The sequence below is a fragment of the Vibrio sp. R-1 genome (genome assembly GCF_035615595.1).
GTDB lineage: Bacteria > Pseudomonadota > Gammaproteobacteria > Enterobacterales > Vibrionaceae > Vibrio > Vibrio cholerae.
In genome coordinates, this window is record NZ_WPDC01000019.1 from 1 (window position 1) to 22,776 (window position 22,776).

General features: G+C 48.5%; 16 protein-coding genes. 7 read left to right on the plus strand and 9 right to left on the minus strand.

Annotated features, from left to right (window positions below; genetic code table 11):
* Positions 1-73: 73 nt before the first annotated feature.
* Positions 74-514 (plus strand): DUF2850 domain-containing protein, encoded by a 441-nt coding sequence (locus tag GOU96_RS06365; RefSeq protein ID WP_000032253.1) that lies wholly within the window; start codon positions 74-76, stop codon positions 512-514.
* Positions 515-522: 8 nt separating this feature from the next.
* Here GOU96_RS06365 and GOU96_RS06370 read toward each other — a convergent pair whose 3' ends face one another.
* The 3 genes from GOU96_RS06370 to GOU96_RS06380 form a co-directional block, all read right to left on the minus strand.
* Positions 523-1,800 carry an MDR family MFS transporter gene (locus tag GOU96_RS06370; protein ID WP_000520334.1) on the minus strand — a complete coding sequence of 426 codons (1,278 nt, stop codon included), beginning with the start codon at positions 1,798-1,800 and terminating at the stop codon, positions 523-525.
* 289 nt (positions 1,801-2,089) lie between these two features.
* Positions 2,090-3,718, minus strand: a complete 1,629-nt coding sequence (locus GOU96_RS06375) for a methyl-accepting chemotaxis protein (protein ID WP_001116764.1) — start codon at positions 3,716-3,718, stop codon at positions 2,090-2,092.
* Positions 3,719-3,989: 271 nt separating this feature from the next.
* Positions 3,990-6,350, minus strand: a complete 2,361-nt coding sequence (locus tag GOU96_RS06380) for a Lon protease family protein (protein WP_001007391.1) — start codon at positions 6,348-6,350, stop codon at positions 3,990-3,992.
* A 203-nt stretch (positions 6,351-6,553) separates the two neighbouring features.
* On the opposite strand from GOU96_RS06380, the gene GOU96_RS06385 reads away from it, so the two are divergent.
* Together GOU96_RS06385 and GOU96_RS06390 are read left to right on the plus strand one after the other, a co-directional pair.
* The gene (locus GOU96_RS06385) at positions 6,554-7,048 is read left to right on the plus strand and encodes a hypothetical protein (RefSeq protein ID WP_000422923.1); all 495 of its coding nucleotides are present in this window, start codon (positions 6,554-6,556) and stop codon (positions 7,046-7,048) included.
* A 28-nt stretch (positions 7,049-7,076) separates the two neighbouring features.
* Positions 7,077-8,696, plus strand: a complete 1,620-nt coding sequence (locus GOU96_RS06390; protein WP_267781040.1) for an ABC transporter ATP-binding protein — start codon at positions 7,077-7,079, stop codon at positions 8,694-8,696.
* Positions 8,697-8,862: 166 nt separating this feature from the next.
* On the opposite strand, the gene GOU96_RS06395 is transcribed toward GOU96_RS06390, so the two are convergent.
* From GOU96_RS06395 to GOU96_RS06415, 5 genes are all read right to left on the minus strand, one after another.
* Positions 8,863-9,594 carry a transporter substrate-binding domain-containing protein gene (locus GOU96_RS06395; RefSeq protein ID WP_000978021.1) on the minus strand — a complete coding sequence of 244 codons (732 nt, stop codon included), beginning with the start codon at positions 9,592-9,594 and terminating at the stop codon, positions 8,863-8,865.
* A 19-nt stretch (positions 9,595-9,613) separates the two neighbouring features.
* Positions 9,614-11,161, minus strand: coding sequence for a methyl-accepting chemotaxis protein (locus tag GOU96_RS06400; RefSeq protein WP_324701949.1), 1,548 nt, complete (start codon positions 11,159-11,161; stop codon positions 9,614-9,616).
* Between the two features lie 130 nt (positions 11,162-11,291).
* On the minus strand, positions 11,292-12,035 hold the full coding sequence (locus GOU96_RS06405) for a substrate-binding periplasmic protein (protein WP_267781042.1): 744 nt from the start codon (positions 12,033-12,035) through the stop codon (positions 11,292-11,294).
* A 153-nt stretch (positions 12,036-12,188) separates the two neighbouring features.
* Positions 12,189-13,088 (minus strand): LysR family transcriptional regulator, encoded by a 900-nt coding sequence (locus GOU96_RS06410; protein WP_032474332.1) that lies wholly within the window; start codon positions 13,086-13,088, stop codon positions 12,189-12,191.
* A 99-nt stretch (positions 13,089-13,187) separates the two neighbouring features.
* On the minus strand, positions 13,188-13,334 hold the full coding sequence (locus GOU96_RS06415) for a hypothetical protein (protein ID WP_001897441.1): 147 nt from the start codon (positions 13,332-13,334) through the stop codon (positions 13,188-13,190).
* On the opposite strand from GOU96_RS06415, the gene GOU96_RS06420 reads away from it, so the two are divergent.
* The 3 genes from GOU96_RS06420 (at position 13,294) to GOU96_RS06430 (ending at position 19,224) form a co-directional block, all read left to right on the plus strand.
* Positions 13,294-14,988, plus strand: coding sequence for an L-lactate permease (locus tag GOU96_RS06420; protein WP_001006166.1), 1,695 nt, complete (start codon positions 13,294-13,296; stop codon positions 14,986-14,988). The two genes, GOU96_RS06415 and GOU96_RS06420, sit on opposite strands and share 41 nt — an antisense overlap.
* 122 nt (positions 14,989-15,110) lie before the next feature.
* Complete coding sequence (gene lldD / locus GOU96_RS06425; RefSeq protein WP_042989613.1) at positions 15,111-16,247, plus strand: FMN-dependent L-lactate dehydrogenase LldD; 1,137 nt, start codon at positions 15,111-15,113, stop codon at positions 16,245-16,247.
* A 97-nt stretch (positions 16,248-16,344) separates the two neighbouring features.
* Positions 16,345-19,224, plus strand: a complete 2,880-nt coding sequence (locus tag GOU96_RS06430) for an FAD-binding and (Fe-S)-binding domain-containing protein (RefSeq protein ID WP_095473492.1) — start codon at positions 16,345-16,347, stop codon at positions 19,222-19,224.
* 84 nt (positions 19,225-19,308) lie between these two features.
* Here the strand turns inward: GOU96_RS06430 and ppsR are convergent, their stop codons facing one another.
* Positions 19,309-20,142 (minus strand): posphoenolpyruvate synthetase regulatory kinase/phosphorylase PpsR, encoded by an 834-nt coding sequence (gene ppsR / locus GOU96_RS06435; protein WP_001177872.1) that lies wholly within the window; start codon positions 20,140-20,142, stop codon positions 19,309-19,311.
* A 173-nt stretch (positions 20,143-20,315) separates the two neighbouring features.
* Here ppsR and ppsA point away from each other — a divergent pair, with 173 nt between their 5' ends.
* Positions 20,316-22,688, plus strand: a complete 2,373-nt coding sequence (gene ppsA / locus GOU96_RS06440; protein ID WP_258503015.1) for a phosphoenolpyruvate synthase — start codon at positions 20,316-20,318, stop codon at positions 22,686-22,688.
* The last annotated feature ends 88 nt before the right edge of the window (positions 22,689-22,776 follow it).

Here is a 22,776-nt window from a genome sequence, read left to right on the forward strand (position 1 = left end):
AAAGTTCGACACTGAGCGTTGGGTGATTCTTTGTTTGCCATAAACCGTTGTTTGTCATAAACCAAGTGAGAAAATGTCAAAAGAGCTGGTCTTTAAATCTGTATTCTGGTCATCACTCTCTATTCTCGGGGTGGCATTTGCTATGCTGCTCTACGTGAGTTATCAAGACTACGTGAATCCTAAACACGTTTTTGGTTCTTGGATTGAAATCGGTGCACCGAATTACCAAACCGAAGTGCTGCGTTTTAATGAACAAGGTGTCTATCGCAATGATCGCTTGATCAGTACCAACTTTGAATTTGACGGAGCTGCCATCACCATTCGTACTGGCAATGGCATCTTCGTTTACGAGCTCTCAGGTACCTTTAACTCGCCACAATTGAAACGAACTCAACCGATCAACCCTGTGCAGCGTTTTATTCGCCAAGGGTTTGAACATACTGTCAGTGATCAGGGAAATAACGCCGCGCAGCTTAGACGCTCGGCGTTATCCGAACACTTCAACGAGAAATAGCCTCCCGTTTAACACTCCGTTGCGCGAGATAATCTCTCTTTCTCCCCCATTTCTTGCTCTCGCTGCGCCAAGTAGTACAAACCCATCATGGCTAAGCACAAAACAAAACAGAGCCCGTATAACCACTGTGCGTTGACATATTCGATCATCATACCTCCAGCCAGTGGAGCAATCGCAAAACCTAACGAATAAAGCGCTGCTGCACCAAAATAAGAGCCTCGTAAATGAGCGGGGGCTAAACGGTCAATCTGCACATTTAGCGTCGGAAATGCGATCACCTCCCCCATACTCAAGACAAAACAAGCCAAATACCAACCTAATGGAAAAGCTTCAGGGGTGAACATAAAACCGACTTGCGCAAGCCCCATCAAAGCCATTCCCAAGCGCGTACGTGTAAACAACGGCACGCTTTCCAACAGTTTCAATGTCGGAAACTGGAATAAAATAATGGTCATGGTATTGACCAATACTAACCCGGCCACCAACTGAGCCGCATCCGCAATCCCAGAGCGAACAATCACTTGCGGCAATGAGGACTCAACCTGACCATAAACAAACATCATCAGGAAGTTAGCCAGCATCATTTTAACGAACACATTGTCTTTACTGATCACTCGTAAAGTGGCAGAAAAATTGGGGAGAAGTGAACGATCAGGTTGTTGGAAACGTCCTTTACGCTCCAAAGTGGCGAGCAACCATAAACCAAACAGCAAATACGCTATGCCCGTGACGATAAACAGCACTTGCGGATGAGCAAGCGCAAGGGTAATTCCTATTAATGGGCCAATGGCTCCCCCAAGGTTAAGTAGGAAATAACGGACATTGAGCGCCAATTCACGATCTTTTTCATCGGGTAAGTTATCCCCAATCACCGCTTTGCCGGGCGCTTCAATCATAGGGCGCATTAATCCAGTTAAAACGATCATGATGAAAAATTGCCAGATTTGATTTGAAAGCCCGATGCCAGTGTAAGCAAACGTCGCGATCAGGGTACCGCTGACCATCACCCATTTGCGGCCAAACTTATCAGAAAGATACCCTGAATAGAGCCCCGTTAACGAGCCGACCAGTGCTGATGTTGCCAACATGGCACCCACTTCCGTCGCTGTCGCGTGATAATCTTGATACAGAAACACGACTAAAAATGGCCAAGCCATAAAAAAGCTGGTGCGCGCAAATAAAGTGCCAATAAGTACTGTCCAGACAGGAAAATTGAATCGACCCACCCTTTCCCACTGAAATAAACTCTCACTACTTTCTATGCCTTTTTCCTTACTTTTCCCCATATTTTCCCTTCCCTTAAGTACTGACATTGTTGGGCGATGGACATCACACTTTGTTTATTATTCCTTCAATATAAAGAGAAAAAATGGGCAAAGATAGCGGAATTTTACAAAGCAATAAGAACAGAAAAAAATATCACAATGACTCAATTAACCTCTTCCTAAACAGACAGTTATCAATTCTGAAGAAAAAGAAAAAAGCCGCAGGAACAGTATTATCCTACGGCTTTTTCATCGTTTATTCAGCGTTTAACACTTGATTGTATGTGGATCGCTAAATTTTCGTTTTTCTTTACAGCTTGAAGAAAGAGAGCTGCGCTTTTTGCTTCTCCGCAAGGTGCGAAAGCTCATTACTGGCGCTAGCACTCTGACTGATACCCGTCACGTTCTGATGTACGAGAGTCGACATGTTCGATACGTTACGATTGATGTCCTGCGTCACGTGAGATTGCTGCTCCGCCGCGGTGGCAACTTGGGCATTCGAATCATTAATATCCGAGACCGATTCTGTAATGCCGATTAAGGCGTCATTGGCTTTGGCCGTCAGCGCTTTATTTTGAGTCAACATATCCAAGCTTGTTTGCATGCTGTCGTTCGCCATTGTTGATTGAGTCTGTAACTCTTCAATAATCGCTTGGATCTCTTTCGTAGAGGCTTGCGTGCGCGCAGCCAGCATACGAACTTCATCGGCAACCACAGCAAAACCACGCCCAGATTCACCTGCACGAGCCGCTTCAATCGCCGCATTCAATGCCAGCAGGTTGGTTTGATCCGACACACCACGGATCACTTCAATCACGTTGCTGATCTGCTCAGATTGCTCTTTCAAACGCAGGACCACACGCGCAGCATCATTCAGAGCCAGCGCCATCTGTTCACTGGCTTGGCTGCTCTCTTTGAAAATCGCAAGGCCTGATTTTGCCAGCTCATCGGCTTCACGCGCTGTTGCATCCGCAGAAGAAGCATTATCGCTGACGTTATCTGCCGTGCTCGCGAGTTCATTCACCGCGGAAGCCACTTGCTCAATTTCCATCAGTTCCATCTGCGCATTGGATTCCGCTTGAGTCATCACCGCAGCAAGCTCTGTCGAAGCCGATGCCACCTCTTCACTAATACGGGTCAGTTGCTCAACAGTGGTGTACAGCTGTGTGACGGTGGTATTCACATCTTGGCTCAACTTGGCAATTTCATTTTCACCGTCAGCATCGGCTTTTACAGAGAGATCACCTTGCGCCAACTTACGCATCACCGATTGCAAGCTATTGATAGGAGCAACGATTTGCCCCGATAGCAGCCAAGCCGCCAGTACCGAGAGCATCAATACCGAGAGCACGGTGATCATCGCATTGCGCATCACAACCGCATTGCTTTGCGCACTCTGCTCCATAGACGTAGTCGCGTAGTGGTTCACTTTCTGAGACAAATCATTGATCGCACTGATCATACGATTCCCCGTCTCGCGGAAACTCTGGATGAAAACGTTCGCTTCTTCTCGCGTGGCTAAGCCTTGGTCTAAGCGATTAAACAGCGCAACCATCTTCTGTGATTCAGCCACGTAGATTTCAATAGACTGTTTCACCACAGGAACATCACGGCTAAATTGTGCATCTTGCTCTATTGAACTCAGAGCAGATTGCACTTCCGTCAAGCCCTCTCGTAGTTCAGCGATGAAGTTATTACGACGTTCAGCATCATAAATCGCATACACAGCGCTAATTCGCAGCGGATAAATCGTATCGTCGATTTGTGCGATGGTGTCTTTATAACGCACCAACGCATGAGTGTTATCCGCAATCGCTTGTTGCTCATGAGTTAAGTTGACCTTAGTGATCCACAGAGCGATCACCAAAGCAATCATAGTAAATAAAACAGGGAGTAGGACTTGTAGCCGAATGGACAAGTTTTTCAGCGAAAATGGCATGCTTAACCTCTTTAAACGCAATGCACGCATCCATGCAAATGGGAGTATTCCCAGCACAAAAAATCGCCAAAATATTAGATCTTAATCACAAATTTGTCTACATTAAATAGGGTTATTTTTCAGGTATTTATGAATAATTAAACGTCAAAAATACAAAACATGAGCCAAAATAATGACAAACGCTGCATAAATGACAATTTGTATTCTTATATGAAAAAGTATGAACACAACTTATTGTTGTGTTCATACTATGGGTAAAGAGAGAAGAGGCTTATTTACGTAATGCGTTGAGTTTGGCTTGAGCAAGACCAAATACGGTGTCCACCGGGTAGCTGCCATCATCAGTTGCGACGCCAGCCGGTTTGCCAGTGAAAATCTCGATCGCTTCGGTCACATGATCAATCGCCCAGATATGGAATTCACCTTTTTCCACCGCTTTCACAACATCAGCGCGCAGCATTAGGTTATGCATATTAGAGCGTGGAATGATCACCCCTTGGGTATCTTTGCGTCCTTTGATGGTACACACATCAAAGAAGCCTTCGATCTTCTCATTTAAGCCGCCAATCGGCTGCGATTCGCCAAACTGGTTCATGGATCCGGTAATCGCGATATCTTGTCGATTCGGTTGTTTCGAAAACGCAGAAACAATCGCACAGAATTCCGCCATGCTCGCACTGTCGCCATCCACCCCACCATAGGACTGCTCAAAGGTTATGGTAGTGGTCAACGGAATACGTGCGGTGCGCCCAAACACCGAACTGAGGTACGCCGACAAAATCATCACCCCTTTGGAGTGAATACTGCCACCAAGATCGACATTGCGTTCAATATCAATGATCTCTCCCTCACCGTATGACGTTGTGGCCGTGATTCGATTTGGCATACCAAACGCGTGATCGCTGGTTGCCAACACCGACAACGCATTCACTTGGCCTATGGCCACCCCTTCGGTTTGGATAAGCGTGGTGCCATTGACGAAGGTTTCCATCATGCTCTGTTGTAGGCGGTTCACGCGCAGTTCTTGGTTACGCAATGCCTCCTCAACATGGCTTTGACGGATCAAATTCGCATTGGCCTGTTTCGCCACATAGTTGGATTCACGCAGCAAATTGGCAATGTGGGCCGAGTGTAACGACAGTTTGGTTTGATCGCCCGTGGTGCGCGAACTATGCTCGATAATGCGCGCGATGGCTTTACGGTCGCAATGCAGCATATTGGCATCATGCACAATACTGGAAATAAAGCGCGCATAGTGCAGCTCTGAATCGGCATCACGCGGCATTTCATCAGCAAAGTCTGCTGTCACGCGAAACAGTTCACTGAATTCGGGATCATAATGTGCCAGCAATTCATAGGTACGATAGTCACCAAACAGGATAATTTTCACATCGAGTGGGATTGGCTCGGGATCGAGCGAAACTGTGCCAGTGAGTGTGACTTCTTTTTCCAATGAAGTGAAACTGAGCTGACGCGAACGCAGCGCACGCTTCAATCCATCCCACACATAAGGCTGTTCGAGTACTTTTACCGCATCCATGAGCAGCACACCACCATTGGCTTTGTGCAAACTGCCGGGACGGATCAGAGAGAAATCGGTAAACACCGTGCCTTTGTAGGTCGCAGTTTCAATGTAGCCAAATAGAGAGTGGTAGTTTGGGCTCTCCTCAACCACGATGGGAAACTCTTCAGCATTGCGACTAACCAGCACGTTCACTTTATAACGGCGTGGCATTTTCTTATCCAAAGACGCATTCGCAAGCTCACCTTGGTCACCGCCTTCATCAAGAAAAATCTCGACATTTTCCACAATATCTTTTTGCAGCTCGGTCAAATACGCCTTGATTTCTGGGTACTTACTGTAATCAAGCTTCAGTTTTTTAATAAAGTGGGCAATCACATCTAAAGTGACTTCATCATTCAGTTTTTTGATTTTCTCGCTGTATGACTCTTCCCATTCGGTCAACTGGCGCACCATATTGCGCAAACTGACTTCCAACTCATCAATCGTATTACTGAACTGCTCTTGCTCACGTTTAGAGAGCGCATCAAACGTCTCTTCCGTGTGCATCTCCTCACCGTTTAGAGCGACAAATTGATACTCCCCTTGAGGAGTCAAGGTTAAACTCACTCCCCGCTCTTTTGCGGTGCGAGTGATGCTTTCCAGTTCACTTTCTTGCTTTTGTGCAAGCTGGTTTTTTAACTTTTCAGCACGGCTGAAGTAGATTTCATTATCGAATGCCAATGGGATAGCCGTGACCAGTTTGGTCATCAGTTTTTCAATATCTTGACGAAACTGAATGCCTATCCCGCAGGGTAATTTCAGCACTTTAGGTACGCGCACATCCTCAAAATTCGCCACATAACACCAGTCATACAGTTTATTGACATCGTGTTGATGGCGGCTGAGATAACGCAAAATCATGGTACGCTTGCCTAGCCCATTGCGGCCAATCGCGTAGATGTTGTATCCCTTCTCTTTGATTGACATCGCAAACTCGACCGCCTTCTGCGCTCGCTCTTGTCCAACGATCTCATCGATCGGTGCAAGTTCTTTGGTTGACTTACACTCTAGCTTTTCCAGTTTTGCGACTTGGTAGAGCTGCTCAAAACTCAGATGCTGAATCGCCATGGCTCCACTCCTTCCTTCGGGACTCTTTACTTCATATGTAGCTCAAGTGTAGAGATAAATCATTGTCTTTTTAGTGACTTATTCCTAATTCAAGACCAAGCGGACAAATAATAGCCAAAATCCACCAAACACAAAACGGTAATTATTTGCATTTGAGAATAAATTGCATTTAAATATCCCTTTCTTGGCGGGGAGAATGGACCATGGAATTACAGCAGTGTTGGAACAGTTTTTTGCAGGCTGAACAGTTACTCAAGCAAGGACACTGGTCACAAGCCCATTACTTGTTAGAAGATGTTCTACACTACATGCCGCAACATATTCACAGTGCCGCACATGATGAGCAGACGAAACCATGCCAGATGGCATGTTTGATCACTGGTCTGCGTGATGCCGCTATTGCGCAGTCTGAAATTTTCAACAACATCGGCCAGTATCAACGCGCGTTTGATGCCCTCAATCAAGCCTATGCTCTGTTGCAATTTCTATCGATTGAAGAAATTGACTTGATGCGCCGCCTTAATACCACCCTATGCCAAGTGAGCGAATATCTGCTGCGCCATATCAATGCCTTTTGCTACGCGCAGCGCAGTGCCGAATGGCAGTTGGAATATCAACAAGTGGAGAAAGCACACTTCTACTTTAACCAGTTAAGAAGCAGCATGGCTTTACCCACCGCATCTCCCGTGATGAATTGAATCGTGATGAATTGAATAAGGAAATACAATGTCACCCAATCCACTTTTGCAAGTTCGTAATTTAAGCGTGAGCTTTACCACCAATGATGGTGTTGTCGATGCGGTGAAAAACGTCAGCTTTGACATTCGCCCCGGAGAAACCCTTGCGATTGTCGGTGAGTCCGGCAGTGGTAAATCGGTTTCGACCAACGCCTTGATGCAACTGCTGCCTAAAAACGCGTGGATCCATCCAGAATCGAGCATCATGTTTGAAGGTGAAGAGCTGCTCAATAAAACGGACACGCAGATGCGCCGCATCCGTGGGGATCGGATTGGCATGATCTTCCAAGAGCCGATGACCTCGCTCAATCCCTATATGCGTGTTGGCGTTCAAGTTGCTGAAGCCATTCGTTGTCACCGTAATGTCAGCCAGAATCAAGCGAAACAGCGAGTCTTGGAGCTGTTTCAGCTCGTTCATCTGCCCGACCCAAAAGGCGCTTACCAAAAATTCCCGCATGAGTTTTCCGGCGGTCAGTTACAGCGCATTATGATTGCGATGGCACTGATCAATGAGCCGGATATTTTGATCGCAGATGAACCGACCACGGCGCTCGATGTCACAGTTCAAGCCGAAGTGCTCCGACTCATCAAAGAGATCCAAGCCAATATGGGCATGGCGATTTTGTTTATCACCCACGATTTAGGTGTGGTGAAATTTGTTGCCGACCGCGTGCTGGTAATGTGTAAAGGGGATGTGGTAGAGCAAGGCTCTACTGAACAGCTTTTCCAGCAACCTGAGCATGATTACACACGCATGCTGATTAACTCGATACCCAAAGGCAGTAAAGACCCAGTAGCGCTGGATGCGCCCCCTTTGCTGAAAGCCGAGGACATCCGCGTGAAGTTTTTGGTCAAACCGCACTTTATCAGCAGACATAACCAATACTTTGAAGCAGTGAAAGGGATTTCTCTTGAACTCAAGCAAGGTGAAACCCTCGGTATCGTAGGCGAATCTGGCAGCGGAAAATCCACATTAGGGCGAGCTTTGATTGGTTTACTGCCTTCCACGGGTCAGATTGCCTTCAAAGGGCAAGACTTTCGCGCTTTGAGCGAGAAACAGCGCTTAGCCCTGAAGAAAGACATTCAGATGGTGTTTCAAGACCCTTATGGCTCGCTTTCTCCACGTATGACCGTTGGCGAAATCATCACTGAAGGGCTTTTGGTTCACCAACCTCACATCAGTAAGTTGGAACGTATGCAACGGGCGAGACGAGCGCTCGAAGAAGTGCGATTAGATCCGAATTCGATTAATCGTTACCCACATGAGTTCTCCGGCGGTCAACGTCAGCGGATTGCGATTGCTCGGGCGCTAATTCTGGAACCTTCCTTTATTTTATTGGATGAGCCCACTTCAGCGCTGGATCGCTCCGTACAACTGACGGTCATTGAACTGCTAAAAGAGATTCAAAAACGACGCAACATCGGCTATCTGTTCATCAGCCACGATCTTGCCGTGGTAAAAGCGTTATCGGATCGCGTGCTGGTGATGCAAAAAGGGCAAGTGATGGAGCAAGGCAGTGCGGAATCCATCTTCCATAATCCACAACATGAATACACCAAGAAACTGATCGCTGCCTCTTTCGACATTCTGGAAGAAAATGCAGCATGATTCATATTAACTTCACGAATGACGTCTACACTTATTAGTGAATGAAGATTATACTGATTTCACCATGGCATAGCTGCCTTTTCGGTTTGGCCGCCGACAACAAAAACTCGCTCAAGTTGAGCGAGTTTTTTATTCTTTGTTGCTGCAGTTAAACAGAGATAAGGCGCTATTTGATGCCGTAATCGGCTAACAGTTTATCAAATGTGCCATTGGCTTTAATTTCCGCTAACCCTTTATTAAACGCAGCCACCAGCTCTTCTGAGCGTGGATTGGCTTTACCGGAAGTTACATGCAGTGGGTTTTCCGAAATCGCTTGGTTGGTGAAGGCAAAATCCGCCAAATTCATACCAGCTTCGGTAATGATCGATTTGGCCACCAGCTCATCTTCGACAGCAAGATCAATCCGTCCAGCTTGCAGTTTCTGTAAATTTTGTTTGAGGTCAGTAGATTCTGGACGGAAAAACGAGGGATCATTCATAAACTCATCGCCATACCCATAACCACGAACAATCCCAACTTTCTTACCGTTTAAACTGGCCAGTCCAGCAAATTCAAAGTTATCTCCGGCTTTCTTAATAAACTTCACTTGGTTAGTCAGATAGTTATCGGAGTAAGTGAGATAGGCAGTTCTCTCTTGGGTAAACCATGTCGCGGGTAGAATATCGATTTTCCCTTCTTTAACATCATTCAGCGCCCGCGACCAAGGCATGATAGTAAACTCCACCGTATAGCCTTGAGTAGCAAACGCGGCGGTCACAATATCCACCGAAAGCCCTTTTTGCTGCGCATTTTCCATCACAAAAGGTGGCCATGGATCTTGCGCTGCAGTAATGGTTTGAGCCCAAGCGGAAAAACTACACAATACAACACTGATTAAAGTAGCAATGGATTTCATCATAAACACTCCCGTTATTGACCTAAGTTCTAAACTTCGCCATGTGTTCGGCAATTAATGCGCTGATTGCGCTGACTCGTTTTGTTCCTTCCGCGTTTTGAGCAGCGCGGTCATAAACACTGTTGGCCGCCTCTGAGGCTTCAACAATTGCAAGGCTAATCTCTTCAATTGCGGTTCTCTGCTCTGCGGCTGATTGATGGATTTGATCGCTTCGTTCAGAAATCATTTCCACTGACGATTTCACATTTCGAATCGATGACTGCGAATGGCTAACCTTCTCTGCTGTTTTTTCCAGTAGTCCGGTCATCCGCGTTAACTCTTCTTCCACCGTATTAGTTGCACGGTTCAAATTGGTGATATTGGCTTTAATTTGCTCTGTGGATTGGCTGGTCTTCACGGCTAGATTTCGCACTTCGTCGGCAACCACCGCAAATCCGCGCCCCTGTTCACCAGCACGTGCTGCCTCAATCGCCGCGTTTAACGCCAGTAAGTTCGTCTGCTCTGAAATATCATTAATCACATTCAGTACTGTGGTGATTTTCTCCCCTTCAATCAGCAGTTTGCTCATCTCTTGATTGACTCGTACCATTTCATTACACATGTTGGAGATATCGGACGTCGCTGAACCAATTTCATGGACAACATTATCGGTTAACCTTGTCGCATTCAGAGCTTGTTCAGCCGTTTCATTCACAGTTTGTGCGACGGTTGCGACCGAGTGGTTCAGTTCTGTGGCGGCTGCAGCGATGGTTTCCAACTGATGTTTTTGCTGGTCAATTTGTGCAACGTTTTCTTCCGCCTTTTCTCGGCTTTGCTGGGCTTGTAAGCGCAGTTCAGAAGAAGCATCATTCACCTCCACGACTATGGTGCGCAGCGTGGTCGTGAACTGATTAATGCCTTGAGTCACAGCTTGAAATTCTTTGTATTTAGGAACGGGTAACTGATGGGTGAGATCTGCATCCCCACTGGATAGAGTACGGGTTTTATCACCCAACTCATTCAGTGGTTTCAACACTGAAAAGTTCAGGATAATAAACAGCATACAAGGGATAAGAATCGCTAAAATCAATACTTTGAGCAGATTAAAAGACACATACTCAGCCAATTGCTGATGCATAAACTCATCGGAATAGCGAATTTCAATCGAGCCGAGCGGGTTCTTCTTACCATATTCAACAAACTCTAACTCTCCGCTCACAGAAGCTAACTCGGCCAATGCGCCTTCGTTTTCTACTGCGATCGTTTTGCGTAATCCTTTATCGTCTGTTGCCTGATCTAGGGTCAGATACAAAATGGCCTTACCCGTAGTATCGGTAATTTTGATCGACGAGATTTCCGGCGTTTTCAACTCCGCGCTGATCGCCGACTTCACTGTCACTAAGTCAAAATCCCATAGCGGTTTAGGCAAATTGACTTGCAACCGCGTTAAGGTGTTACTGACCGTCAAATTAAGATCGTTAGTAAAAGTATTGAGCGCTTTTTTGTACTCAAATACCGTTAATGCCAGCAAAACCGCACACACCGCAAACACAATCTGCACAATTGAGGCGACTTTAATACTTCTAAACATGTGACCTCCATTAAACCAGAAGGCTCAAGAGAAACCCTCTTCACCAGCACGCACTTCACAGGCAAGTAAAGTGGCATGGTAGGTTCCTATTCTCCCAAGTTATTTTTCCCAATCTGACATTGTGATTCTGCTACTTTGACAGGTAGCTATTCATAATTTTTTCGATGTCGATCTTTTTCAAACCTTCATTAACGATGGCTTGCCATTTCTGACCCTGTGCGTCGTTGCGAAATGCGATGTGCAGATCTTTTTCAACCAATAACTGCTTATTCATCTGTAGCTGGTCTTTATCTGCCGCCAAGCTGGGATCATTATTCTTAAGGTAGTTAAATACGTTGCTATCAATGACCGCGAGAGGCACGCGGCCTTTGGCCACTTTCTGTAAGTTTTGAACATCGCTGTTGACCGCAGAAGAGAGTAATTTCCCTTGGGCGATCATTGAATCAAGTTCAGGGGTATTGATGTAGTCACGAACGACACCAATGGTGTGCGGCTTGAGATCCTCAAGCACGGACCATTGAATAGGATTGGCCACATTTTCCGCAAAACCTAATGGGCCTTTGCCGATAGAATCGGAGAACAATAAGCTGTTGTCTTCAAAAAAGTACTCTGGGAAATAACCGGAATACTTGGCATCACCTTTAGCCAAATGAACTGCACGTGACCAAGGATAGAACTCAACCACCAACTCATGGCCCATCGCTTCAACGGCCGCTTTAACCACCGCAATCGACGCGCCTTTTTCAGCCAACCCTTCACCTGAGTAGGGCGGCCAATCTAGCGAGGTCAGTATCAGGGTATCAGCCTTAACAGAAAAAGCCGCCGATAATGATAAAAGCGGAATCCAAAGCCATTTGCTTAGTCCATGACGCATTTGAGGCATCCTTCATTCGTTCACACATTATTCAAAAGAATAGACTTAGGATTGAAAATATGCGCAATTTGTCACCACGCCTTTTTTGCAACAAATGCCCAAGAAGTGATTATCCTCATAGGAAATGGCCTTGATGAGTGAGTCTTTTATCTTTTAAAAATAATGTGATATCGCTAAATAACGGGCACGTATGTGCTCAATCAACAAACGCACTTTGTTGGGGGGTTGGCGAGTGAATGGATAAACTGCGTAGATACCAAGCTTTTTACCGACCTGTTCCGGAAACACATCCACCAATTCACCATTACGAAAATCGTGATACACCAAACAGCGCGGTACATAAGCAATGCCATGCCCTCCAAGCGCGGCTTTACGCAGTGCGGTGGCATTATCGGTCGAAAAGGTGCCGGATACTTTGACTATGTAGTTGCCTTTTGCCCCTTTAAATTCCCAATCGGTCGCCCCCGTGGTTTGATAGGCGTATTGCAAGCAGTTGTGTTTGGCTAAATCTTCTGGCTTGAGCGGCTTACCATTGCGGGCAATGTAAGCAGGAGACGCGCACACTACCCACTGCGAGTCCAAAATATGCCGGGCAATTAAGCTCGAATCTTCCAAATAACCGGTGCGGATCACCAAGTCATAGCCGCCTTCAACAAGATCTACGAAGCGATTATCCAGCGACATATCCACCGTCAGCCCCGGATGCAGGTTACAAAACTCAGCGACCGCATCAGCCAAAATCAAGTCACCCGAGATGGTCGGCACCGACATTTTGATGTGACCGCTGACGTTTTCGCCAAATCCCACCACCGCATCCAGCGCTTCTTGAGTGGCTTGCTTCACATTTTTAGCACCGTGCAACAATGCCTTGCCTGCCTCAGTCAAGGTCAATTTACGCGTTGTTCGATACAATAGCTGCACGCCAAGTTCTTCTTCCAATCGCGCCAATCTTTTGCTAACCACCGAATTTGTAAGGCCATTTTGCTCTGCAACCTTACTGAAACTCCCCAATTCAATCACTTGATAAAACAAAATTAAGTCATCGGCACGCATCTGATTTTGTTATTTTTGGAAATAATGAATTTCATTATTTCCCTATATCCACAAAAAATAAAGCAGTAAATTCACGACAAATTAACAACCCCATCACAACTATAAAAAATCAACAACCGAACTCTTACTGGTTAGCCGTACCCTACATTCTGTGCGCGTTAGCTCATCCCGATTGATGGAGAGTTCAAGGACGAGGAAGTACTCCATGAATGAAACACTGCTCGCGCTGGTGGCCTTTTCACCCATAGTGGTGGCCGCTATTTTACTGGTCGGCCTCAACTGGCCAGCCAAGAAAGCCATGCCTGTGGCTTTCGCCCTTACCGTTGCGATTGCCCTGATATTTTGGGATATGTCGGCTAACCGCGTGATCGCCTCCGTATTGCAAGGTTTGGGCATCACGGTCTCTGTGTTGTGGATTGTGTTTGGTGCGATTTTCCTGCTCAACACGCTCAAATACACAGGTGCGATTACCACGATTCGTAACGGCTTTACCAACATTTCACCGGATCGCCGCGTGCAGGCCATCATCATCGCTTGGTGTTTTGGCTCCTTTATTGAAGGGGCTTCTGGCTTCGGAACGCCTGCGGCGATTGCCGCCCCACTGCTGGTTGCGATTGGTTTCCCTGCCCTTGCTGCCGTGTTAATGGGCATGATGATCCAATCGACTCCGGTTTCATTTGGCGCCGTTGGTACGCCAATCATTGTTGGCGTCAACAAAGGTCTGGACACCCACAACATCACGGAAGCGCTGATTGCCAACGGTTCAAACTGGGATGTGTATCTGCAGCAAATCACCACCAGTGTGGCGCTGATCCACGCCTCAGTCGGCACACTGATGCCCATTTTGATGGCGATGATGTTGACCCGTTTCTTCGGTAAGAATCGTAGCTGGACGGAAGGTTTGGACATTCTACCTTTCGCGATTTTTTCAGGCCTTGCCTTTACTGTTCCTTACGCGCTGACCGGCGTGTTCCTCGGCCCTGAGTTTCCTTCACTCATGGGCGGTCTCGTTGGCCTTGCGATTGTGGTAACGGCAGCGAAAAAAGGCTTCTTGGTACCCAAAACCCAATGGGATTTTCGTCCTGAAAACGAATGGCCTGCGGAATGGTTAGGCTCGCTGAAAATGGATCTGGATGACGTCAAAGCCAAGCCGATGAGTCTTGCTCTCGCATGGGCACCTTATGTGCTGCTCGCGGTGATTCTCGTCGCTAGCCGTGTGAGTGCGGATTTCAAAGCGTTGCTACTGGGTATCAAGGTTTCCTTTAGCAATATTTTAGGTGAAACCGGCATCAGCACTGCCATTGAGCCGCTTTATCTACCTGGTGGCATTCTGGTGTTTGTGGCCTTGATTGCGGTTCTCACTCAAGCTCGCAGCTTAGCACCGATGGGCAAAGCGTTTGGTGAATCCACCAAAACCTTGATTGGTGCGGGCTTTGTACTGGTGTTTACCATTCCAATGGTGCGGATTTTCATTAACTCTGGAGTTAACGGCGCAGATTTAGCCAGTATGCCCGTGACGACCGCCAACTTTGCAGCAGGTTTAGTGGGTGACGCTTTCCCAATGCTGAGTGCAACCGTTGGTGCACTGGGCGCTTTCATTGCCGGTTCTAACACAGTGTCCAACATGATGTTCAGCCAATTCCAATTTGAAGTGGCACAAACGCTGACCATCTCGAGCGTAGTGATCATCGCCCTGCAAGCCGTTGGTGCAGCCGCCGGTAACATGATTGCTATCCACAACGTGGTCGCAGCATCCGCGACGGTTGGCCTGCTGGGTCGTGAAGGTGCGACACTGCGCAAAACCGTTTTGCCAACCCTCTACTATCTTGTTTTGACCGGCATCATCGGCATGACCGTGATTTACGGCTTCAACATGACCGATGCTTTAATGAACCGCTAAAACTTTAATCAGTACCGAGAGCGAGCGTCTCGCTCTCATTGCTCAAACTCACCTTGCACCTCGTGTATGGGCTTGAGCAAAAAAGAAACATTCACAGAATAGGCCCAGAATAGGATTGCATTATGATCATTTCCGCTTCGACCGATTACCGCGCGGCAGCCAAAGCCAAACTCCCGCCCTTTTTGTTCCACTACATCGATGGCGGCTCGTATGGAGAACACACGCTCAGACGCAACAGCGATGATCTGGCCGACATTGCCCTGCGCCAGCGCGTGCTGAATGATATGTCGGAGCTGAGTTTAGAAACCGAGCTGTTTGGCGAAAAAATGGCGCTGCCGATCGCCCTTTCTCCTGTGGGTTTAACCGGTATGTACGCCCGCCGTGGCGAAGTGCAAGCCGCGCAAGCCGCAGAAGCGAAAGGTATTCCTTTTACTCTTTCCACGGTTTCGGTCTGTCCCATTGAAGAAGTGGCTCCTTCGATTCATCGTCCAATCTGGTTCCAGCTTTACGTTTTAAAAGATCGCGGCTTTATGAAAAACGTATTGGAGCGTGCCAAAGCCGCTGGCGTAAAAAATCTCGTGTTCACCGTCGATATGCCAGTACCGGGCGCGCGTTACCGCGATATGCATTCTGGCATGAGCGGCCCTAACGCTGCGATGCGCCGTGTATTGCAAGCCATGGCACACCCGAGCTGGGCTTGGGATGTGGGTTTGCTTGGTAAGCCGCATGATTTGGGCAACATCTCCAAATATCGTGGCTCACCGACCAAATTGGAAGACTACATCGGCTGGCTGGGCGCGAACTTTGACCCTTCCATTTCATGGAAAGACTTAGAGTGGATCCGTGATTTCTGGGACGGCCCAATGATCATCAAAGGCATTTTGGATACGGAAGATGCGAGAGACGCGGTGCGTTTCGGCGCAGACGGCATTGTGGTGTCTAACCACGGGGGCCGTCAGTTAGATGGCGTGCTTTCTACCGTGCAAGCGCTGCCCGCGATTGCCGATGCGGTGAAAGGCGACCTGAAGATTCTGGTCGATTCGGGTATCCGCACCGGTCTAGACGTGGTACGCATGTTGGCACTCGGCGCAGATTGCACCATGCTCGGCCGCTCGTTTATTTACGCTCTGGCAGCTCAAGGGCGCGCTGGGGTAGAAAATCTGCTCGACCTGTATGAAAAAGAGATGCGGGTTGCCATGACGCTGACTGGCGCAAAGAGCATTGCCGAACTGTCACGCGATTCATTAGTCAAAAGATAATAAAAATATCCCCTAACCTTAAACGACTTGGAGTTGCAGCCCACCCCTGCAACTTCAAGTAAAAAGTGAATTGAGGGAACACACGAGGAAGCACAATATGACCCCACCGATCGCCGATCGTCTCTATCAGCAGCTCGAACAGATTTTAGCGAGCCGAATTGATCCGCAGCGCATTATTACTCAAGAAGCGAAACGGCTCGCCTATGGTACCGATGCCAGCTTTTATCGGTTGATCCCAAAAATCGTGTTACGCCTCAAATCACTCGATGAAGTGATTTTTGCTATTCAGAGTTGTGGCCAACTGGGTATCCATTTTACCTTTCGCGCGGCAGGCACCAGCTTATCGGGTCAAGCGGTTTCCGACTCGGTACTGATCACCTTAACCGACGATTGGCGCGGGCATGAAGTGCAAAACCAAGGCTTGAAAATTCGCCTGCAACCGGGGGTGATTGGCGCCGATGCCAACAAGTACCTTGCCCCGTTTCAGCGCAAAATCGGCCCCGATCCCGCCTCCATCAACACCTGTAAAATCGGTGGCATTGCCGCCAATAACGCCAGCGGCATGTGCTGCGGTACGGCGCAAAACTCGTATCGCACTGTTGATGGCATGCAAATTGTGTTTGCCGATGGTTATGTGCTCGATACACGCGATCCAGAGAGCGTGGCTCGTTTTAAACAAGAGCGAGCCGACTTGGTGGAAGGCATTCACGCGCTGTGCCAAGAGACCCTTGCCAATTCTGAACTCACCGAACGCATTCGCCACAAATACCGCCTAAAAAACACCACAGGTTATGCGCTGAACGCCTTGGTTGATTTCTCTGACCCAATCGAAGTGCTGACCCATTTGATGATTGGCTCAGAAGGCACACTCGGCTTTATCGCCGACATCACCTATCACACCGTGATTGAACACGCACACAAAGCCTCTGCGCTACTGGTGTTTGCCGATATTGAACAAGCCAGCCAAGCCGTGACCACGCTTTCCAAAACGCCAGTGGCAGCGGTAGAAATGATGGATGGACGCGCGCTGCGTTCGGTGGCCGACAAAAAAGGCATGCCCGAATTTATCGCCAAGCTCGATTTAGAAGCCGCGGCGCTGCTGGTTGAATCCCACGCCAGTGACGCGCAAACCTTACACGCTCAGTGTGAGCAAGTGATGAGCGCGCTGCAAAGCTACCACATTATTGAATCGGTTCCGTTTACTTCCGAGAGCAAAACCGTGGCGACCTTATGGGGTATTCGTAAAGGCATGTTCCCTGCGGTGGGGGCTGTACGCGAAGTGGGCACTACGGTCATCATTGAAGATGTGGCCTTTCCGGTAGAAAACCTCGCAGCGGGCGTGCGCGATCTGCAAGCTCTGTTTGACAAATACCACTACAGCGAAGCGATCATCTTTGGTCACGCCCTTGAAGGCAACCTGCACTTTGTGTTCACTCAAGGCTTTGATAAAAAAAGTGAAATCGAACGTTACGGCGCGTTTATGGACGATGTGGCCGAACTGGTCGCCGTAAAATACCAAGGTTCACTGAAAGCGGAACACGGTACAGGGCGCAACATGGCCCCTTACGTTGAGCTGGAATGGGGTAAAGAAGGCTACGCCTTGATGCAGAAAATCAAAGCACTCTTTGACCCAAAACGCCTACTCAACCCCGGCGTTATCATCAACGAAGATAAGCATTCGCACATCAGTAACCTCAAACCCATGCCTGCGGCCGATAACTTGGTGGATCGCTGTATCGAATGTGGTTTCTGTGAGCCCGTCTGCCCATCACGCACCCTCACGTTATCACCACGCCAACGCATTGTGTTGTATCGCGAATTGCAACGCCGCCGTACAGCGGGTGAAAACGTGGCTTCTAGCGAGCTAGAGCAAGTGTTTGAATACCAAGGGTTAGACACCTGCGCCGCAACTGGATTGTGCGCCGAACGTTGCCCCGTCGGCATCAATACCGGCGATCTGGTCAAAAAACTGCGCACCGCCAAATACCAAAAATTCACCCCGATTGCGCGTTGGACAGCAGAGCACTTTAGCGCGACCACCACGCTCGCTCGCACAGGATTAAAAGCTAACCAACTGGCGACCAAAGTGCTTGGAGAAAAATCGGTGGATTCCATGGTTAATGGGCTGCGCCGGATCAGCAAAGGCAAAACCCCTTTGTGGATGCCGGAAATGCCGCAAGCAAACACTCACTCGCTGGAACTCGCTGTCGAAAATCTGCCGCGCAGTGACAAAAAAGTGGTTTACCTTCCCTCATGTGCCAGCCGCAATATGGGTCAACAAGCAAGCGCGACCGATCAACGCCCACTGACGGAAGTCACCCTCTCCCTGCTCAATAAAGCTGGTTTTGAGGTTATTTTGCCTGCAGAGCTCAGCAGCCAGTGCTGTGGTATGCCTTATGACAGCAAAGGGATGACTGAGATTGCGCAGAGCAAAGCCCAGCAGCTCGAACACGCTTTATGGCAAGCTAGCCAAGAAGGGCGTTATCCGATCTTGATGGACACCAGCCCGTGCGCCAAACGCAGCATTGAGCAATTCACCAAACCGATGGAAATTCTGGAGCCAACGGGGTTGGTAAGTCGTTACTTACTGGATCACCTCACACTCGCGCCGAAGCAAGAAACCATCATGCTGCATATCACTTGTAGCTCGCGCCGCCTTGGCTTAGAAGGCGATATGCTGAAACTGGCCAAAGCCTGCGCCAGTGAGGTGATTGTGCCTGAGCACATTCAGTGCTGTGGTTGGGCGGGTGACAAAGGCTTTACTACGCCAGAGCTCAATGCCGCTGCCGTCCATTCGCTCAAAGAGCAAGTGCCGGCGCACTGCAGCCGTGGGTTTAGTAATAGCCGCACGTGTGAAATCGGCTTATCACACCACAGCGGCATTCCTTATCAATCCATCTTGTATCTGGTGGATGAAGTCGCGAGACCAAGGTTGGCAACGCAAGAGAGTACAGAGCAGCCAAGCGAGTACGCATAAAAAATACTTTTCCAAGCCGATCAATTTGGGAAAAGAGAAGGGGCGCTTGCGCCCCTTCTCAAAATGCCCTTATCAAAATAGAAATTAGAATAAACGGCGCTTTAAGCCTGTGCGTTCAAGGATCCGGGTAGAGATCTCCTCCACCGACAAGGAGGACGTATTGATGTATGGAATGGCTTCACGGCGAAACAGCGCTTCAACCGTCGCTAATTCCTGTAAACACTGCTGGTTGCTGGCGTATTCGCTGCCTGCCAAACGGTTTTCGCGAATTTCAGTCAAACGCTCCGCATTGATGGTAAGACCAAACAGTTTATGACGATGAAACTCAAACTCAGGCAACAGGCGCATCGCATGCATATCTTCGGCGATAAAGGGGTAGTTCACCACGCGCAGGCCAAACTGCATCGCCATGTACAAACTGGTGGGCGTTTTTCCGCTGCGCGATACGCCAAGCAAAATGATGTCTGCGCGATCGAGGTCTTTAAGCGAAACGCCATCATCATGTGCCAAGGTGTATTCAATGGCAGCGATCCGGTCAAAATAGGTGTCCGAGTCCTTGCCAACACTGCGCGAGCGTTGCAACTTAGGCGCGGGCTCCATCTCAATATCCAGACTCACCCGCTGCACTATGCTCTCCAACACATCGTAAAAATGCGCGGGCGCTTGCAGCAAACGGGTACGCATTTCGGGGATCACCATGGAGAAAAACACCAAAGGTTTTACCCCGTGCAATTGATAAGAACGTTGGATCTGCTTGAGCAGTTCACTCAATTTTTCGTCACTTTCCACAAACGGAAAGGTTTTTTCATTGGGTTGCACAGCAAACTGACCCAGTACAACGTGCCCCAACGTTTCACAAGTGATGGCCGTTCCGTCAGAAACATAGAACACATCACGGCGTTGCGATTCCATTTGCATCTTCTATTTAATCTTTCAAAAATTTTTGATTAGGATAAGCACCATAATACGCATAACAAAACCCGGCATTCCAGCGCCTCTCCCACAGCTTTGAAAATTCCTTCGCGAATTTTTTTGCCAAGAGAAGCAAACGATTGCCAACCCTACAAGCTGCAATGTTTCTGGAGAAAGACATGCAAAAGAACACCCTCTGGTTTGATAGCCTATCCATGCAAGATGTGGATAAAGTCGGCGGGAAAAATGCCTCGCTCGGCGAAATGGTTTCTAACCTTGCCAACGCTGGCGTTTCCGTGCCCAATGGCTTTGCCACCACCGCGTATGCCTTCAACCAATTCCTCGATTTTGAAGGACTCGATGAACGTATTCACCAATTGCTCGACGAGTTGGATGTTGACGATGTCGACGCGCTGCGTAAAACCGGTGCCACGATTCGTCAATGGATTTTACAAGCCCCCTTCCCAGCCGAGCTGGAACAAGAGATCCGTACCAATTACAACCAACTGATTGATGGCAACAGCGAATTGTCGGTTGCGGTGCGCTCATCCGCCACTGCAGAGGACTTGCCTGATGCCTCGTTTGCGGGTCAGCAAGAGACGTTTCTTAACGTCAAAGGCATTGATGCGGTACTGGAAGCAACCAAGCATGTGTACGCTTCGTTGTTTAACGATCGCGCTATTTCTTATCGTGTTCACCAAGGTTTCGACCATCGCGGTATCGCACTCTCAGCAGGCATTCAGCGCATGGTACGTTCGGATAAAGCTTCCTCTGGCGTGATGTTTACGCTCGATACCGAATCTGGCTTCGACAAAGTAGTGTTTATCACTGCGGCTTGGGGCTTAGGTGAAATGGTGGTACAAGGCGCAGTTAACCCAGATGAGTTTTACGTGCACAAGCCGCTGCTCGAAGCGGGCTATCCTGCGATTGTCAAAAAAACGTTTGGCTCCAAGCTGAGCAAAATGATCTACGCCAACAGCCAAGTGATTGGCAAGCAAGTGGAAGTCGTCGATACCTCCGCACACGAGCGTAACCAGTTTTCACTGACTGATGCCGAAATCCAAGAGCTGGCTAAACAAGCGTTGATCATTGAAAAACACTACCAACGTCCGATGGATATTGAGTGGGCGAAAGATGGCATCGACGGTAAGCTCTACATAGTTCAAGCTCGCCCAGAAACCGTCTGTTCACAGAGCGAACAGAACGTGATTGAGCGTTATGAGCTGAGCCATAAGGCGTCTGTGCTACTCGAAGGCCGCGCGATTGGTCAGCGCATCGGCAGCGGTACCGTGCGTTTGGTCGATTCTCTGGATCAAATGTCGCTCGTGCAGCAAGGCGATGTGCTCGTCACCGATATGACGGACCCCGATTGGGAACCAGTGATGAAGAAAGCAGCCGCGATTGTTACTAACCGTGGCGGACGGACTTGTCACGCAGCGATCATCGCTCGTGAATTGGGAATTCCTGCGATTGTCGGTTGTGGTGATGCGACTCGTCGCCTGAGCGATGGCGCGCAAGTCACCGTTTCCTGCGCAGAAGGGGAAACCGGTTATGTGTACGCCGGTCAGTTGGATTTCGCGGTGCGCCGCTCTTCAGTAGATGAGCTGCCGATGCTGCCCACCAAAGTGATGATGAACGTGGGTAATCCCGATCGCGCCTTTGATTTCGCGCAGATCCCGAACGAAGGCGTGGGGCTGGCTCGCTTAGAGTTCATCATCAATAAGATGATTGGTATCCACCCAAAAGCACTGCTCAATTTCGATGCGCAAAGTGCCGAATTGCAAACGCAGATCCTAGATCGCATCCGCGGCTATCGTGACCCGATCGATTTCTACGTCAGCAAGCTGACCGAAGGGATCGCCACCATCGCGGCTGCCTTCTGGCCAAAACGGGTGATTGTGCGTATGTCCGATTTTAAATCGAATGAGTACAGCAACTTAGTTGGCGGCAGTGAATTTGAACCTCACGAAGAGAACCCGATGCTTGGTTTCCGTGGCGCATCGCGTTACATCTCTCCCGTTTTTGAAGACTGTTTTGAGCTGGAGACGCAAGCCATCAAACGTGTCCGCCATGAAATGGGGCTGAAAAACGTCGAAGTGATGATCCCATTTGTGCGCACCACAGGTGAAGCCGAAGCGGTGATCGATCTGCTCGCGAAATTTGGTTTACGCCGTGGTGAGCAAGGTTTGAAAGTAATCATGATGTGCGAGCTGCCTTCGAACGCGGTTCTCGCCGATGAGTTTTTGAAATTCTTTGATGGTTTCTCCATCGGTTCGAACGATATGACTCAGCTCACTTTAGGACTGGATCGTGATTCTGGCGATGTAGCTCATCTGTTTGATGAACGCAATCCTGCGGTAAAAATCATGCTGAAAATGGCGATTGATGCGGCAACGCGCGCTGGAAAATACGTGGGTATTTGTGGTCAGGGACCATCGGATCATGATGACCTTGCACAGTGGCTCATGGAACAAGGCATCAGCTCTGTTTCTCTCAACCCAGACACGGTGATTGATACTTGGCTGAAGCTGGGCGCTGTGTCTAAACGTTAACCTAAGGTATACCCAACCTACTTGAACAGAGGCAGAGTTTTTACTCTGCCTCTAGTCACATAAAATTTCGCTTTCCTCACTTGCTTCG